Below are 13,994 nucleotides of genomic sequence, written 5' to 3' on the forward strand. Positions count from 1 at the left end.
ATCACAGAGGTACCGCCGGGATGTGTCGTGTCTTCCGGCGGTACCGTCGGGATCGTGAGCACAGGTGTTGAGACGTCGGCGCAGCTGTTCGAGCGCGCCAACGCCGTTACTCCGGGTGGTGTGAACTCACCGGTCCGCGCGTTCCAGTCGGTGGGTGGCACGCCGCGGTTCATGGTGAAGGGCTCCGGTCCGTACCTCTGGGACGCGGACGGCAACAAGTACGTCGATCTGGTCAGTTCGTGGGGCCCGATGGTCCTCGGGCACGCGCATCCGGCCGTCGTCGAGGCGGTCCGTGAGGCGGCGGTGAACGGGTTGTCGTTCGGTACGCCGACTGTGGGTGAGGTCGACCTGGCTGAGGAGATCATCGGCCGGGTGCCGCCGGTCGAGCGGGTGCGGCTGGTGAACTCCGGCACCGAGGCCACGATGAGCGCGATCCGGCTGGCCCGTGGCTGGACCCGGCGCACCAAGATCGTGAAGTTCGCCGGGTGTTACCACGGTCACGTCGACGCTCTGCTGGCGGATGCCGGCTCCGGCGTGGCGACCCTCGGCCTGCCCACCACACCGGGTGTCACCGGCGCCCAGGCAAGCGACACGATTGTCCTGCCGTACAACGACATCGACGCGGTGAAAGCGGTCTTCTCGGCGCACGGCGACGAGATCGCCGCGGTCATCACCGAGGCCGCGGCCGGCAACATGGGGGCGATCGCGCCGTTGCCCGGCTTCAACGCGACGCTGCGCTCGCTCGCGACGGACGCGGGCGCGGTGCTCATCATGGACGAGGTGATGACGGGTTTCCGGGTGTCGTCGTCGGGCTGGTTCGGCCTGGACGGTGTCGCCGGGGACCTGTACACGTTCGGCAAGGTCATGTCCGGCGGCCTGCCCGCCGCGGCGTTCGGCGGCCGGACGGACATCATGGCCGCGCTGGCCCCGTCCGGGCCCGTCTACCAGGCCGGCACGCTGTCCGGGAACCCGGTGGCGGTGGCCGCCGGCCTGGCCAGCCTGCGTGCGGCCGACTCGGCGGTCTACGCGGCACTGGACGCCAACGCCAAGCGCTTGGGCGACGCGTTCACGTCCGCGCTGACCGTGGCCGGCGTACCGCACCAGGTGCAGTTCGCCGGCAACCTGCTGAGCGTGTTCTTCAGCGCCACCCCGGTCACCGACTACGCCGAGGCCAAGGCCGCCGAAACGTGGCGGTTCCCGGCGTTCTTCCACGCTTTGCTGGACCGCGGGGTGTATCCGCCGCCGAGTGCGTTCGAAGCCTGGTTCGTCAACGCGGCCATGGACGACGAGGCGTTCGCGGTCATCGAGTCGGCCCTGCCCCACGCGGCGGCAGCGGCTGCGGCGGCGACTCGATGACCCGCACGGTCGTGCACCTGCTCCGGCACGGTGAAGTGCACAACCCGACCGGCGTTCTCTACGGTCGGCTGCCCGGTTTCCACCTGTCCGAGGTCGGCCGGCGGCAGGCACTGACCGTGGCCGAGTACCTGTCCGAACGCGACATCACGCACGTGGTCGCCTCCCCGTTGCAGCGGGCCCAGGAGACCGCCGAACCGGTCATCTCGTCGCACCGGCTGGACCTGGCCACCGACGACCGGCTGATCGAGCCGTGGAACTCGTTCGAAGGCGAACGTGTCTCGGTCGGCGCGGGCTCGCTGGCGTCCCCGCGGCACTGGAAACACCTGACGAACCCCTTCATCCCCTCGTGGGGCGAACCGTACCTGTCGATCGCCCACCGCATGCTCGGCGCGGCGCACCGGGCCCGTGCCAACGCGCTCGGGCACGAAGCTGTCTGCGTGTCACATCAGCTGCCCATCTGGACGCTCCGCCGGTTCCTGGAAGGCAAACGCCTCTGGCACGACCCGCGCCACCGGCAGTGCGCACTGGCCTCGCTGACCAGCCTCGAGTTCGACGACGAGAAACTGGTCCGGATCGCCTACGCGGAACCCGTGGGCGCGACCGACCCGAAAGCGACCGGCGCATGAGAAAGCTCTGGCTCGTGGTGTTGCTGCTCCTGTCGGCCTGTTCGACCGGCGACGACGCCGTGGTCCGCGGCACCGAGTTCGACCTGGTCGCCCCGGACGGGAAACTGGTGCTGAACTACACCGGGTCGGACCGGAAGAAGCTGGGTGAGCTGACCGGGGAAAGCCTCCAGGAGCCCGGCAAGCAGATCAAACTGTCCGACTACGCCGGAAAAGTGGTCCTGCTGAACATCTGGGGCGCCTGGTGCGGCCCGTGCCGGGCGGAAGCCCCGGAACTGCAGAAGCTCGCCGACGACAACAAGGAAGCCGGCCTGCAGGTCCTCGGGATCGACGTCCGCGACGACATCAGAAGCCAGCCGCAGGACTTCGTGAAGAACTGGAACCTGACGTATCCGTCGATCTACGACAAAGCCGGCCGGACCCTGCTGGCGCTGAAGGGCTACCCGCGCAACGCCGTGCCGAGCACGATCATCCTGGACCGCCAGCACCGGGTGGCGGCCGTCTACCTGGTGCCGGTCCTCGCCGGCGACCTCCAACCCCTGATCAAGCAGCTCACCGCCGAGCCGGCTTAGTGCTGAACTGGGGCTTTGTGTGACGTGGGACCTAGGTCCTGGGTGCCGGTCATGGGGTGGTCCGCTCGGCTGCTTACCCTCCTTGGTGTGAATCCGACCGAGATCGCCATGTCGGGGCCGTTGCTGGTCGCCGGCGGGTTGGCCTTGGTCGCGGGCATGGTGTCGTTCGCCTCGCCGTGTGTCGTCCCGCTCGTGCCTGGTTACCTGGCGTATCTGGCCGCCCTGGTGGGGGCGGACACACCGGCCGGGGACGTCGCGGAGGGGACCAAGCGCGGACGGTTCCGGGTGCTCGGCGCGGTCGGATTGTTCGTGCTCGGGTTCACCGTTGTCTTCACCGCCGCCGTGGGCGGGTTGGTGTGGGTGTCCGACCAGTTGATCATCAACCAGGACGCGCTGCAGCGGGTCGGCGGGGTGGTGATGATCCTGATGGCCCTGGTGTTCGTCGGTCTGGTGCCGGCGCTGCAACGGGACGTGCGGTTCCACAAGCTGCCGCGGGGCGGTCTGGTCAGCGCGCCCATCCTGGGCGCCATCTTCGGGCTGGGGTGGACGCCGTGCATCGGGCCGACGTTGTCCGGTGTGCTGACGATCGCGGCGACCACGGGCGGCGCGGGCGCGCGGGGCATCCTCCTGGTGCTCCTGTACTGCCTGGGGCTGGGTGTGCCGTTCCTGCTCATCGCGTTGGGGGCGAGATGGGCGGTACGGGCCACCGGGTGGCTCCGGCGTAACAGCCGGAAGGTGCAGATCTTTGGCGGCGTGCTCATGTTCGCCGTCGGGGTGCTTCTGGTGACTGGGCTGTGGGGCGAGTTCATCGCGTGGCTGCGGTACGCGTTCGTCAGCAACGTAAGGCTTCCGTTGTGATCGCGTTCCTGCGCAACACGTGGCGCGGCCTGACGTCCATGCGGACCGCGCTCATCCTGCTTTTCCTCCTGGCGCTCGCCGCGATGCCCGGAGCGTTGTTGCCGCAGCGGTCGTTGAACTCGGCCAAGACCGCGGACTACATCGCCCAACACGGGTGGTGGGGGCGGCTGCTGAACAAGCTGCAGTTCTTCGACGTGTACGCCAGTGTCTGGTTCTCCGCGGTCTACCTGCTGCTGTTCATCTCGCTGGTCGGCTGCCTGCTGCCCCGGCTTTTCGAGTACCTGAAGGCGGTCAACGCCAAACCCGTCCTCACCCCGCGCAACCTCAAGCGGATGCCGCACCACGTCGAGTCCACTGTGGACAAAGCGCCGGTCGAGGTCATCGCGGACGCCAAGGTGCGGCTGCGCGGCTGGCGCATGGTCGTGCGGGAGGAAGACGACGGCGGCCGGACGCTGTCCGCGGAGAAGGGGTTCCTCCGCGAGACCGGCAACCTGGTGTTCCACTTCGCCATGCTGGGCCTGATCGTCGCGCTCGCGCTCGGCAAGCTGTTCGGCTACGAGGGCCAGGTCATCGTCAAGGCCGACGGCAGCCAGGAGTTCTGCAACTCCGGCGTCCTCGGCTACGACTCGTTCCACCCGGGGCTGCGGGTGGACGGCACCGACCTGTCGCCGTTCTGCCTCAAGGTCACGTCGTTCACGCCGACCTACCTGGCGAACGGCCAGCCCGAGAAGTTCGAGGCCGACCTGCGCTACCAGGCCGGCGACGACATCGACAACGGCACCTGGCGGCCGTACACCCTCGAGGTCAACTCGCCGCTACGCACCGAAGGCGACCGGGTCTACCTCCTCGGCAACGGTTACGCACCGGTGTTCACGGTCACGTTCCCCAACGGCGAGAAACGCACCATGGACACCCAGTGGCGCACCACCGACAACATCACCTACCTGTCCGAAGGGGCGACGAAGTTCGACCCGCCGGGCATCACGGACGCGCAGCAAAGAAGGACCAAACAGCTCGCCATCACCGGCCTTTTCGCCCCCACCGCCGAGCTGCGCGGCACGCTGCTGGACTCCAGCTACCCCGACCTGCGCGACCCCGCGGTCGCGGTCGACGTCCTGCAGGGCGACACGGGGGTGGACAACGGCCGCGGCCAGTCGATCTTCACTGTGGACCAGTCCCTGATCGACGACGGCCGGCTCAAACGGGTGCTTCGCACCAACATGCGACCCGGTGAACACCGCACGCTGCCGGACGGCACGGACATCTCCTTCGACAGCGTGAAAAGGTGGGTTTACCTGCAGGTTTCGCACGACCCCGGGCAGGTCTGGGTGCTCGTGTTCGCGATCTGCCTGATTGTCGGGATCGGGGCGTCCCTCACGATCAGGCGACGTCGGCTGTGGGTGCGGGCGGCGCCTGCGGACGGTGGCCGTACCGTGGTCGAGGTCGGCGGGCTCGCGCGCACCGACCAGGCCGGATACGGCGAGGAATTCACCAGGCTCTCGAAGGACGTGCTGGGAGGCACCCGCTGATGGTCAACGAGACCCTCGCCCGCTACAGCGACTGGACGTACGGCGCCGCAGTCGTCATCTACGTCTTCGCCATGGTGTTCGCCCTGATCGAGCAGGCGTACACCAAGCCACGTCGCGTCCGGGCCGAAGCCCGCCAGTTGGCGACCGTCGGCGGCCCCGCCGTGGTGGAGACCCCCAAGGTCCCGGTGGGCCGGCCGGAGCGTGGCCGGGCCGACCGGATCGGCCGGATGGGCGCCTCGCTGCTGATCCTCGGCGTCCTGTTGCACTTCATGTCCATCGTGTTGCGCGGGGTCGCTACCGAGCGTCCGCCCTGGGGCAACATGTACGAGTACATGACCCTGGTGACGTTCGTGGCCATGGCGACCTGGGTCGTGCTGATGCGGAAGTTCCCGGTCCGCAGGGTTTCGGCGTTCGTGCTGCTGCCGGTCGTGATCCTGATGTTCCTCGGCGGCACGGTGCTGTACGCCAACGCGGCCCCGGTCGTGCCGGCGCTGCAGTCGTACTGGATGGTCGTGCATGTGACGGCCGCGGCGTCCGCGTCCGGCCTGTTCCTCGTGCCGGGTGTCGCCAGCATCCTTTACCTGGTCCGGACCAAATACGACAAGGACGACGGCAAGTTCACCCGGATCGGCCCGCGGCTGCCCGAGGCGGACGTGCTCGACCGGCTCGCCTACCGCACGACGATCATCGCGTTCCCGGTCTTCACGTTCGGGGTGATCTGCGGTGCCATCTGGGCGGAGTCCGCGTGGGGCCGCTTCTGGGGCTGGGACCCCAAGGAAACCGTCGCGTTCGTCGCGTGGGTCGTCTACGCGGCCTACCTGCACTCCCGCGCGACCGCGGGCTGGCGTGGCCGCCGAGCCGCGCTGATCAACATCCTCGGATTCGCGGGCACGGTGTTCAATCTGTTCTTCGTCAACCTGGTCAGCACCGGCCTGCACTCCTACGCGGGCGTCAGCTGACCTAACGGCGGGTAACCGTCACCGAACAGTGACGCACCCTGTTCGACCTGCTTCGGATCCTACGACTACCGTCGCACAAGATGGTCGAGGCGGTCTCGATCCTTGATGTCCGCAGGAGGGACCCCGGCGGTGACTGGACGCTACGACGACTCCGCCCAGCGACCTGATGTCGCTTGGCAGCCACCAGCCCCGCACGGCAACGCCGACGACAAACCCGCGGAACCCGAGGCGGCCGAACACCAGCCCGAACTGTACGTGGCGCCGACCGACCCGACACCCCGGCCGATCGTCGAGGGGTCCGGGCAGTACCCGGTCCCGGGCGGCTCCGGTCCGTACCAGGTGCCCGGCGGCTCCGGTCCCTATCCGGCACCCGGCGGGTCGGGTCCGTATCCCGTCCAGGGCGGCGGTTCAGGGCCCTACCAGGTCGCCGGCGGATCCGGACCGCAGCAAGTGCCGGGCGGTTCCGGTCCCTATCAGGTGCCCGGCGGGTCCGGGCCGTACCAGGTGGCAGGTGGCTCGGGGCCGCATCCGATGGCGCAGCAGGGTTTTCCGTACCCGCAGCAGCCTCAGCAGGGCTACGCGCCGCCGTCGCAGTACCCGCCGCAGCCGCAGCCGCAGCCCGGCCCACCGTCGCCGGTGTCCCACGAGTTGGCCACCAACCGGCTGGTCAAGCAGGAGAAGCGACGTCCGCAGTCCGGTTGGCGCAAGGCGCTCTTCTCGGCCAGCGGCGGCCTGGTCAACGTCGGCGAGAGCAACGAGGACACCCGCCGCCGTGAGCTGATCCAGCGGGTCAACCAGCCGCTGCGCGGCTGCTACAAGATCGCCATGCTGAGCCTGAAGGGCGGGGTGGGCAAGACCACGGTCACCACCACCCTCGGGTCGACGTTCTCGTCGCTGCGCGGCGACCGGGTGATCGCCGTGGACGCGAACCCCGACCGGGGCACGCTGTCGCAGAAGATCCCGCTGGAGACCACGGCCACCGTCCGGCACCTGCTGCGCGACGCCTCCCGGGTGACCAAGTACAGCGACGTGCGGGCGTACACGTCGCAGGGCCCAAGCCGGCTGGAGGTCCTTGCCAGCGAACAGGATCCGGCCGTGTCCGAGGCGTTCAGCGAGGACGACTACCGGCGGGTGGTCGCCCTGCTTGAGCACTTCTACAACATCGTGCTGACCGACTGCGGCACCGGCCTGATGCACTCGGCCATGAAGGGCGTGCTGGACCTCGCCGACTCACTCGTGATCGTGTCGTCCGGCTCGGTGGACGGCGCCCGCAGCGCCTCGGCCACGATCGACTGGCTGGACGCGCACGGCTACCGCGACCTGGTCGCCCGGTCGGTCGCGGTGATCAACTCGGTGCGGCCCAAGTCGGGCTCGGTGGACGTGGACAAGCTGGCCGCCCACTTCGCCGCCCGCTGCCGCGCGGTCTGCCAGATCCCGTTCGACCCGCACCTTGAGGAGGGCGCGGAGATCGAACTGGACCGGCTGCTGCCGGCCACCAGGCTGGCCCTCCTGGACATGGCCGCGATGGTCGCCGACGACTTCCCCAACGACACCAGGTAAACCCACGCGAGTGCGCTGAAGCACCACGAGGGCTGGTCTCAGGCCGGTGGGTCGTCGCCGGCCTTCTTGTTTCGCTCGTCCAGGCCACGCAGGAACTCTGGGTCGTCGTCGGGAGCGACGGAGCCGCGACGTGTCGGAACCGTGGCGTTCTGCGATCCGAACGCGCGCCACAGCAACACCGCGACGGTCAGCGCTCCGACCACGGCGAGCAGGTACAGCAGCATCCCGCCACCTCCAGGAGTGTCCTCCCTGACGAGGTTAGCCCGTTTCGGCGAAGAGCGCCGCCAAGGCATACGGGGAGATGGCGGAATGTAACCGTGCCAGTGGACGACACCGGCTGGGTGCTCTTCGTCACTCGGTGTGGTTGGCCTCGGTGGTGAGTTCGGCGAGCAGGGTCTTCACCTCGGACTCACGGAACCGACGGTGGCCGCCGGGGGTGCGGATCGACCCGATCCGGCCCGCGGTGGCCCAGCGGGTGACGGTTTTGGGGTCGACCCGGAAGAGGGCCGCCACCTCGCCGGGGGTGAGCAGCCGCTCACTGACATGGCCAACGGTTGCGGTCACATCCGCCTCCTTCAGGATCCCGGCCGGAAAGTTCTGACTTGATTCCCGGCTTACCGGTCGCATCGTGTCATCTCGACCATCGGGTACTCGAACGGCTAAGCGATAGTAAAGAGGTAGTAAGGGGCAAAACGCCCACTCAGGACAGGTTGGCGGCACGCCGTAGGCTGCGAGCGTGGACGACTTGGACCGCCGGATCATCACCGAGCTGCGGCTGCACGGCCGTGCCACGTACGCCGAGCTAGGACGTCAGGTCGGGCTCTCCGCGTCGGCCGTGCACGAACGGGTCGGCAAGCTGGAGTCCAATGGCGTGATAACCGGCTACCACGCCACAGTAGACCCGCGGGCCATAGGTTTGGGGGTCACCGCGCTGGTCGGTATCCAGCCGACCGACACCGCCGTCGACGACGAGGTGGCCGTCGAGCTCGCTGAACTGGCCGAAGTCGAATCCTGCTGGGCGGTCGCGGGGGACGAGGCGTTCGTGGTCAAGGTGCGCGTGCCGACCGTGGACGAGCTGGAACGCACCCTCGCCCGGCTGCGCCGGATCAGCGGGGTCGCCCGGACCCACACGACCGTGGTGCTGTCCACCAGGTTCGAGGGCCGCCCGAACACGTTGGACGCCGGGTAGGCTCTGCGATTGTGGAAGCCCGCCTCAGCCGAGACATCGTGCTGTACACGGCCGCGCGCCTCGGGCTCGTCGCCGTGGTCGCGGCCGTGCTCGTGTTGTTCAAAATTCCTTTGCTCGTCGCGTTGGCGGTCGCTGTCGTGACCGCGTTCCCGCTGAGCCTGCTGTTGCTGCGCGGCCTCAACCAGCGCGTCACCAACGCGATGAACGAGCGGAGCGACGCGCGCCGGGCGGAACGCGCCAGGCTGCGTGCCCAACTGCGGGGCGAGGAGAACTCCTAGCCACGCCTGCGCGGTCGTGCGCGGAGCAAGATGGCCGTGATGAGGACCAGCAGAACCACCGCGCCCGCGAGCCACGGCCATGCCTCGGGAGACATCCCGGACGTGCCTCCGGCGACGTAGCGGGTGACCACCTCGCGATGCGGGTCGTCGTTGGCCGACTGGGTGATCCGGACGTCCTGGGTGATCACCGACGGGGTGCCCCACTGGCCGTCGTACCTGGTCACGTACGTGTTCCTGGAGTCGTCGCGGCCGGCGAAGTAAAGCTGGAACTCCTGGTTCGGCGCCGGGGACGTGGCGTCCATCTTGTGCGGCGCGAGCACGTACAGCCGCAGCGCCTGCGGTGTGGTGGCCAGGCCGGACAGCCGCATCGGGTACACCGGGTCGGCCGTGTCGAACGCGATCCGCAGCGGCGGCAGCACCCCGTGCAGGGTCCCGCCCTGGGCCGCGGTCAGCCGGACGGCCGCGAACGACCAGCCGCCGTCCAGGTACGGGGTCATCCCGGTGGCCAGCTGCGGCGGCAGGCTGAAGCCGTTGTCGGTGAGCCACTGGGCCACGTCGGCCGAGGTCCGGCCGGTCAGCTGGGCGACGGTGTACGGACCGATCTGGGTGTGCTGGCTGACCGTCACCCCGCCGCCGGGCGGCGCCGCGGCCATGTTGCCGCCCCCGACCCCTGACCCGGTGCGGACGTCGCGGTACTCGGGCTTGGTGAAGTCGTCCAGGTACGTGAAGTCCTTCTCGTCACCCAGGCTGACGTCCGCCTTGGTGGGCACCGGCATCACCCACGCCGCCCTGGTCGCCGTCGTGTCCGCGGCGAACTGCATGCTGACCGTCTCCTTGCCCTGGTCCAGGGCGACGATCGCGGTCTCCTGCCCGACCCGCACCTTCTGGTCGCCGACGAACCCGCCGCACGCGCACGCCTGCGCTGTCATCGGTGTCGCCACCTGCAGCGTCAGCAGCGCCGCGACCACCCCCAAGAGCTTTCTCATGCGCCTTGGACGGTGGCCCGCTCGACGCCGGTTGACGGGGTGTCCCGATTGTTACTGTCGCCCCATGACCAGTGTGGACCGATGTAGTGAGACCACCAGGGACTGGGTGTGCGAGGCCGTCCGGATCATCGAGGCCGACGCCAACCGCAGCGCCGACACCCATCTGCTGCCGTTCCCGCTGCCGCCGGACTGGGATGTCCGGCTCTACCTCAAGGACGAGTCGACCCACCCGACCGGCTCGCTCAAGCACCGCCTGGCCAGGTCGCTGTTCCTGTACGCGCTGTGCAACGGCTGGATCACCGAGGGCACCCCGGTGATCGAGGCGTCGTCCGGGTCGACGGCGGTGTCCGAGGCGTACTTCGCCCGGCTGCTGAACCTGCCGTTCATCGCGGTGATGCCGGCGTCCACCAGCCCGGAGAAGGTCGCGCTGATCGAACGCCAGGGCGGCCGGTGCCATTTCGTGGACCAGCCGAGCGCCATCTACGCCGAGTCCCGGCGGCTGGCCGGTGAGCTGGGCGGGCACTACATCGACCAGTTCACGCACGCCGAACGGGCCACGGACTGGCGCGGCAACAACAACATCGCCGAGTCGATGTTCCAGCAGATGGCGCTCGAACCGCATCCGGAGCCGGCGTGGGTGGTGGTCGGCGCGGGTACGGGCGGCACGAGCGCGACTATCGGCCGCTACATCCGGTACCGGTCGATGCGCAGCCACCTGGCCGTGGTCGACCCGGAGTGCTCGGTGTTCTTCGACGCGTGGCGGGACACGCTGCCCGACCTGACCGGCTGCCGGGGGTCGCGGATCGAGGGCATCGGCCGGCCGCGGGTCGAGCCGTCGTTCCTCGGCCAGGTGATCGACCGGATGCTCAAGGTCCCGGACGCGGCGTCGGTCGCGGCGATCCGGTACGTCGAGCCGTTGCTCGGCCGCCGGGTGGGCGGGTCGACGGGCACGAACCTGTGGGGCTCGTTCCAGGTCATCTCGGAGATGGTGGCCGAGGGCACGCAGGGCAGCGTCGTGACGTTGTTGTGCGACGGCGGCGAGCGGTACGCCCACACGTACTACTCGGATGAGTGGCTCGCGAAGAACTCGATGGACCTGGAGCCGTACTACCGGGTGCTGGCCGACTTCTTCCACACCGGCGTCATGCGAGAACCGCAGCGACAGTCGTAGCCACCGCCCAGATGAGCATTGCCAGCGCGGTGTCCTTGAGTGCGGGGATCAGCGCCGGCCCGACCGCCCCTGTCAGTACTTTGTGGACGGACGGGATCGCCGTCGCGGCGGCGAGCAGCCCGAGCAGCATCCACGGACTGACGATCGAGAGCCCGAGCGTGACCACGAACGGTGCCAGGGCGAGGGTGCTGTAGAGGTACCGCGCGCCTTTGTCGCCGAGCCGGACGGCCAGGGTCCTCTTGCCCGACTCGGCGTCCGTCGGCCGGTCGCGCAGGTTGTTCGCGGCCATCACCGCGGCCGAGAACGAGCCCAACGCCAGCGAAGCGACCACGCCGAGCCAGGTGACCTGTCCGGTTTGGACGTACATGGTGCCGAGCACCGGAATCGGTCCGAAGAAGAAGAAGACCGCGACCTCACCGAGGCCGATGTAGCCGTACGGCTTCTTGCCGCCGGTGTAGAACCACGCCCCGAGCAGGCTGATCACACCGACCGCCAACAGCCACCACTGACGGGAGGTGACGACGAGGGCGAAACCGGCGGCGCACGCGATGCCGAAGCACGCGAACGCGGCCGTACGGACCATCTCCGCCGGCACCAGACCGGACGCCACGAGCCGCAGCGGCCCCACGCGCTCGGCGTCGGTGCCTCGGATGCCGTCGGAGTAGTCGTTGGCGTAGTTCACGCCCACCTGGAACGCCAACGCCACGAGGAGCGCCAGCAGGGCCTGCCACCACACGAACCCGCCGAGGGCCACCGCCGCTCCGGCACCCACCAGCACGGGTGACACGGAATTGGGCAACGTGCGGACGCGTGCGCCCGCCATCCACTGCGCGACAGTAGCCATACCCACAGTTTTACAAACTGGTCAGGAGTGCCCGCACGGCCGCCTTGTCGATCTTCCCTGGGCCACGCAGCGGCAGCGCGTCGACGACCCGCAGGACCTTCGGCACGGCCGGCGCGCCCAGTTCGGCCCGGACCTGCTCACGCAACGCGTCGAGGTCCGCGTCGGCGGCGACCACCACGGCGGCCACGATCTGGCCCCACTCGGGGTCGTCCAGCCCGACCACGCACGCAGCCGGCACGTGCCGTTCCAGCAGGCGCTCCACGGCCGAGGCGGGCACCTTGACCCCACCTGTGTTGATCATGTCGTCGGCGCGGCCCAGGATGGTCAACCGGCCGTCGACCCACTGGCCCAGGTCGGACGTGACGAACCAGCCGTCCACGAACGCCGCCGCGGTCAGGTCGGGACGGTTGCGGTAGCCACGCGCCAGCACAGGCCCGGACAACGCCACACGCCCGGCAGTGCTGATGCTCGACCCTGCAAGCAGGTCTTCGGCTAGCCGCACGGACACCCCATCCAGCGGCACGCCGTCGTAGACGCAACCGCTTGCGGTCTCGCTCATCCCGTACGCCGTGACGACCGGTAGCCCGGCTGCGGCAGTGCGGAGTTCCGCTCCCATCGGGGCCCCACCGAGCACGATCCCGTCCAGTGCCGCCAGCGCCGACCGGGCCGGCGTGTCCACCAGTCGGGCCAGTTGGGTGGGCACCAGGGCGGTGTAGTGCCTGCCGGGGGACGCCAGCAGCTGGTCGGCGGCGGCCAGGAAGTCCTCGGCCCGGAAGCCGGTCGACAGGTCCTGCACCACCGGCGGCGAGCCGGCGAGCAGCGACCGTACGACGACCTGGATCCCGCCGATGTACCGGGCCGGCGTGGCCAGCAGCCACCGGCCGGGCCCGCCGAGGCGCGCGTGGGTCGCCTCCGCCGACGCCCGCAGTGCCCCGGCGGACAGGAGGACGCCTTTGGGCTCGCCGGTCGATCCCGAGGTCGCCACCACGACCGCGGTCGGATCGTCCGGCGAGTCCTCGTCCGGGCCCAGCGGACCGGCCAGGTCAGCGGGCCCACCGGGCAGCAGCGCGGGACCCGACCCGGCCAGTGCCGCGGGCAGTCGGTCCCACAGCTCCGCCGGGTCGATGACGACGATGGACCTCATCAGTAGTGGTACGGGAACGGCGTCCAGTCCGGGCGGCGCTTCTCCAGGAAGGCGTCCCGGCCCTCGACGGCCTCGTCGGTCATGTACGCCAGCCTGGTCGTCTCCCCGGCGAACAGCTGCTGGCCCACCAGCCCGTCGTCGATCAGGTTGAACGCGTACTTCAGCATCCGCTGCGCGGTCGGCGACTTGCCGTTGATCTCCCGCGCCCACTCCAACGCCGTCGACTCCAGCTCCGCGTGCGGCACGACGGCGTTCACCGCCCCCATGTGGTGCATGTCCTGCGCGGTGTACGTACGGCCGAGGAAGAAGATCTCGCGCGCGAACTTCTGACCGACCTGACGGGCCAGGTAGGCCGAGCCGTAGCCGCCGTCGAAGCTGCCCACGTCCGCGTCGGTCTGCTTGAACCGGGCGTGCTCCTCGGAGGCCAACGTGAGATCGCACACCACGTGCAGGCTGTGCCCGCCACCCGCGGCCCACCCGGGCACGACCGCGACCACGACCTTCGGCATGAACCTGATGAGTCGTTGGCACTCCAGGATGTGCAGGCGGCCGGCGCGGGCCGGGTCGATCGTGTCGGCCGTCTCCCCGTCGGCGTACTGGTAGCCGGTCCGGCCGCGGATCCGCTGGTCGCCGCCGGAGCAGAACGCCCAGCCGCCGTCCTTCGGCGACGGACCGTTGCCGGTCAGCAGCACGCAGCCGACGTCGGCGCTCATCCGGGCGTGGTCCAGCGCCCGGTACAGCTCGTCGACGGTGTGCGGACGGAACGCGTTGCGCACGTCGGGCCGGTCGAACGCGATCCGGACGGTCCCGGAGTCCACTGCCCGGTGATACGTAATGTCGGTGAAGTCGAACCCGGGCACGACACGCCAGGCCTTGGGGTCGAACAGCTCCGAAACGACACTCTCTGCCACGTTTGCGAGGATAG

Annotated in this window: 16 protein-coding genes; 10 read left to right on the plus strand and 6 right to left on the minus strand. The window is 69.4% G+C overall.

Annotated elements, in window-relative coordinates; genetic code table 11:
- Positions 1-54 precede the first annotated feature (54 nt).
- From hemL to EV192_RS05065, 7 genes are all read left to right on the plus strand, one after another.
- Complete coding sequence (gene hemL / locus EV192_RS05035; RefSeq protein WP_132111526.1) at positions 55-1,356, plus strand: glutamate-1-semialdehyde 2,1-aminomutase; 1,302 nt, start codon at positions 55-57, stop codon at positions 1,354-1,356.
- Positions 1,353-1,982, plus strand: a complete 630-nt coding sequence (locus EV192_RS05040; protein WP_132111528.1) for a histidine phosphatase family protein — start codon at positions 1,353-1,355, stop codon at positions 1,980-1,982. The genes hemL and EV192_RS05040 overlap by 4 nt, the downstream gene beginning before the upstream one ends.
- Positions 1,979-2,551 carry a TlpA disulfide reductase family protein gene (locus tag EV192_RS05045; protein WP_132111530.1) on the plus strand — a complete coding sequence of 191 codons (573 nt, stop codon included), beginning with the start codon at positions 1,979-1,981 and terminating at the stop codon, positions 2,549-2,551. Before EV192_RS05040 ends, EV192_RS05045 begins: the two co-directional genes overlap by 4 nt.
- A gap of 51 nt (positions 2,552-2,602) precedes the next feature.
- Positions 2,603-3,409, plus strand: a complete 807-nt coding sequence (locus tag EV192_RS05050) for a cytochrome c biogenesis CcdA family protein (RefSeq protein ID WP_424923337.1) — start codon at positions 2,603-2,605, stop codon at positions 3,407-3,409.
- Positions 3,410-3,447: 38 nt separating this feature from the next.
- Positions 3,448-4,938, plus strand: coding sequence for a cytochrome c biogenesis protein ResB (resB, locus tag EV192_RS05055; RefSeq protein WP_132113013.1), 1,491 nt, complete (start codon positions 3,448-3,450; stop codon positions 4,936-4,938).
- Positions 4,935-5,897 carry a c-type cytochrome biogenesis protein CcsB gene (ccsB, locus tag EV192_RS05060; protein WP_132113015.1) on the plus strand — a complete coding sequence of 321 codons (963 nt, stop codon included), beginning with the start codon at positions 4,935-4,937 and terminating at the stop codon, positions 5,895-5,897. The genes resB and ccsB overlap by 4 nt, the downstream gene beginning before the upstream one ends.
- A gap of 129 nt (positions 5,898-6,026) precedes the next feature.
- A complete protein-coding gene (locus EV192_RS05065) occupies positions 6,027-7,457 on the plus strand; it encodes a MinD/ParA family ATP-binding protein (RefSeq protein ID WP_132111534.1) in 1,431 nt (476 codons plus the stop codon).
- A 38-nt stretch (positions 7,458-7,495) separates the two neighbouring features.
- Here the strand turns inward: EV192_RS05065 and EV192_RS05070 are convergent, their stop codons facing one another.
- On the minus strand, positions 7,496-7,678 hold the full coding sequence (locus EV192_RS05070) for a hypothetical protein (protein ID WP_132113017.1): 183 nt from the start codon (positions 7,676-7,678) through the stop codon (positions 7,496-7,498).
- 130 nt (positions 7,679-7,808) lie between these two features.
- The gene (locus tag EV192_RS05075) at positions 7,809-8,021 is read right to left on the minus strand and encodes a BldC family transcriptional regulator (protein WP_132111536.1); all 213 of its coding nucleotides are present in this window, start codon (positions 8,019-8,021) and stop codon (positions 7,809-7,811) included.
- A 172-nt stretch (positions 8,022-8,193) separates the two neighbouring features.
- On the opposite strand from EV192_RS05075, the gene EV192_RS05080 reads away from it, so the two are divergent.
- On the plus strand, positions 8,194-8,646 hold the full coding sequence (locus EV192_RS05080) for an Lrp/AsnC family transcriptional regulator (RefSeq protein ID WP_132111538.1): 453 nt from the start codon (positions 8,194-8,196) through the stop codon (positions 8,644-8,646).
- 11 nt (positions 8,647-8,657) lie between these two features.
- The gene (locus EV192_RS05085) at positions 8,658-8,924 is read left to right on the plus strand and encodes a DUF4229 domain-containing protein (RefSeq protein WP_243726639.1); all 267 of its coding nucleotides are present in this window, start codon (positions 8,658-8,660) and stop codon (positions 8,922-8,924) included.
- On the opposite strand, the gene EV192_RS05090 is transcribed toward EV192_RS05085, so the two are convergent.
- Positions 8,921-9,910: a DUF2330 domain-containing protein gene (locus EV192_RS05090; protein ID WP_132111540.1), complete on the minus strand. Its 990-nt coding sequence runs from the start codon at positions 9,908-9,910 to the stop codon at positions 8,921-8,923. The two genes, EV192_RS05085 and EV192_RS05090, sit on opposite strands and share 4 nt — an antisense overlap.
- Before the next feature lie 64 nt (positions 9,911-9,974).
- On the opposite strand from EV192_RS05090, the gene cds1 reads away from it, so the two are divergent.
- A complete protein-coding gene (gene cds1 / locus EV192_RS05095) occupies positions 9,975-11,081 on the plus strand; it encodes an L-cysteine desulfhydrase Cds1 (protein WP_132111542.1) in 1,107 nt (368 codons plus the stop codon).
- On the opposite strand, the gene EV192_RS05100 is transcribed toward cds1, so the two are convergent.
- Genes EV192_RS05100 through EV192_RS05110 form a run of 3 tightly spaced genes read right to left on the minus strand, consistent with a single transcriptional unit; the run spans position 11,053 to position 13,980 of the window.
- Positions 11,053-11,925: a 1,4-dihydroxy-2-naphthoate polyprenyltransferase gene (locus tag EV192_RS05100; RefSeq protein ID WP_132111544.1), complete on the minus strand. Its 873-nt coding sequence runs from the start codon at positions 11,923-11,925 to the stop codon at positions 11,053-11,055. The genes cds1 and EV192_RS05100 overlap by 29 nt on opposite strands.
- A gap of 10 nt (positions 11,926-11,935) precedes the next feature.
- A complete protein-coding gene (menE, locus tag EV192_RS05105; protein ID WP_132111546.1) occupies positions 11,936-13,069 on the minus strand; it encodes an o-succinylbenzoate--CoA ligase in 1,134 nt (377 codons plus the stop codon).
- Positions 13,069-13,980: a 1,4-dihydroxy-2-naphthoyl-CoA synthase gene (locus EV192_RS05110; protein ID WP_132111548.1), complete on the minus strand. Its 912-nt coding sequence runs from the start codon at positions 13,978-13,980 to the stop codon at positions 13,069-13,071. Before EV192_RS05110 ends, menE begins: the two co-directional genes overlap by 1 nt.
- Positions 13,981-13,994 lie beyond the last annotated feature (14 nt).

Source organism: Actinocrispum wychmicini (assembly GCF_004345645.1).
Lineage (GTDB): Bacteria > Actinomycetota > Actinomycetes > Mycobacteriales > Pseudonocardiaceae > Kibdelosporangium > Kibdelosporangium wychmicini.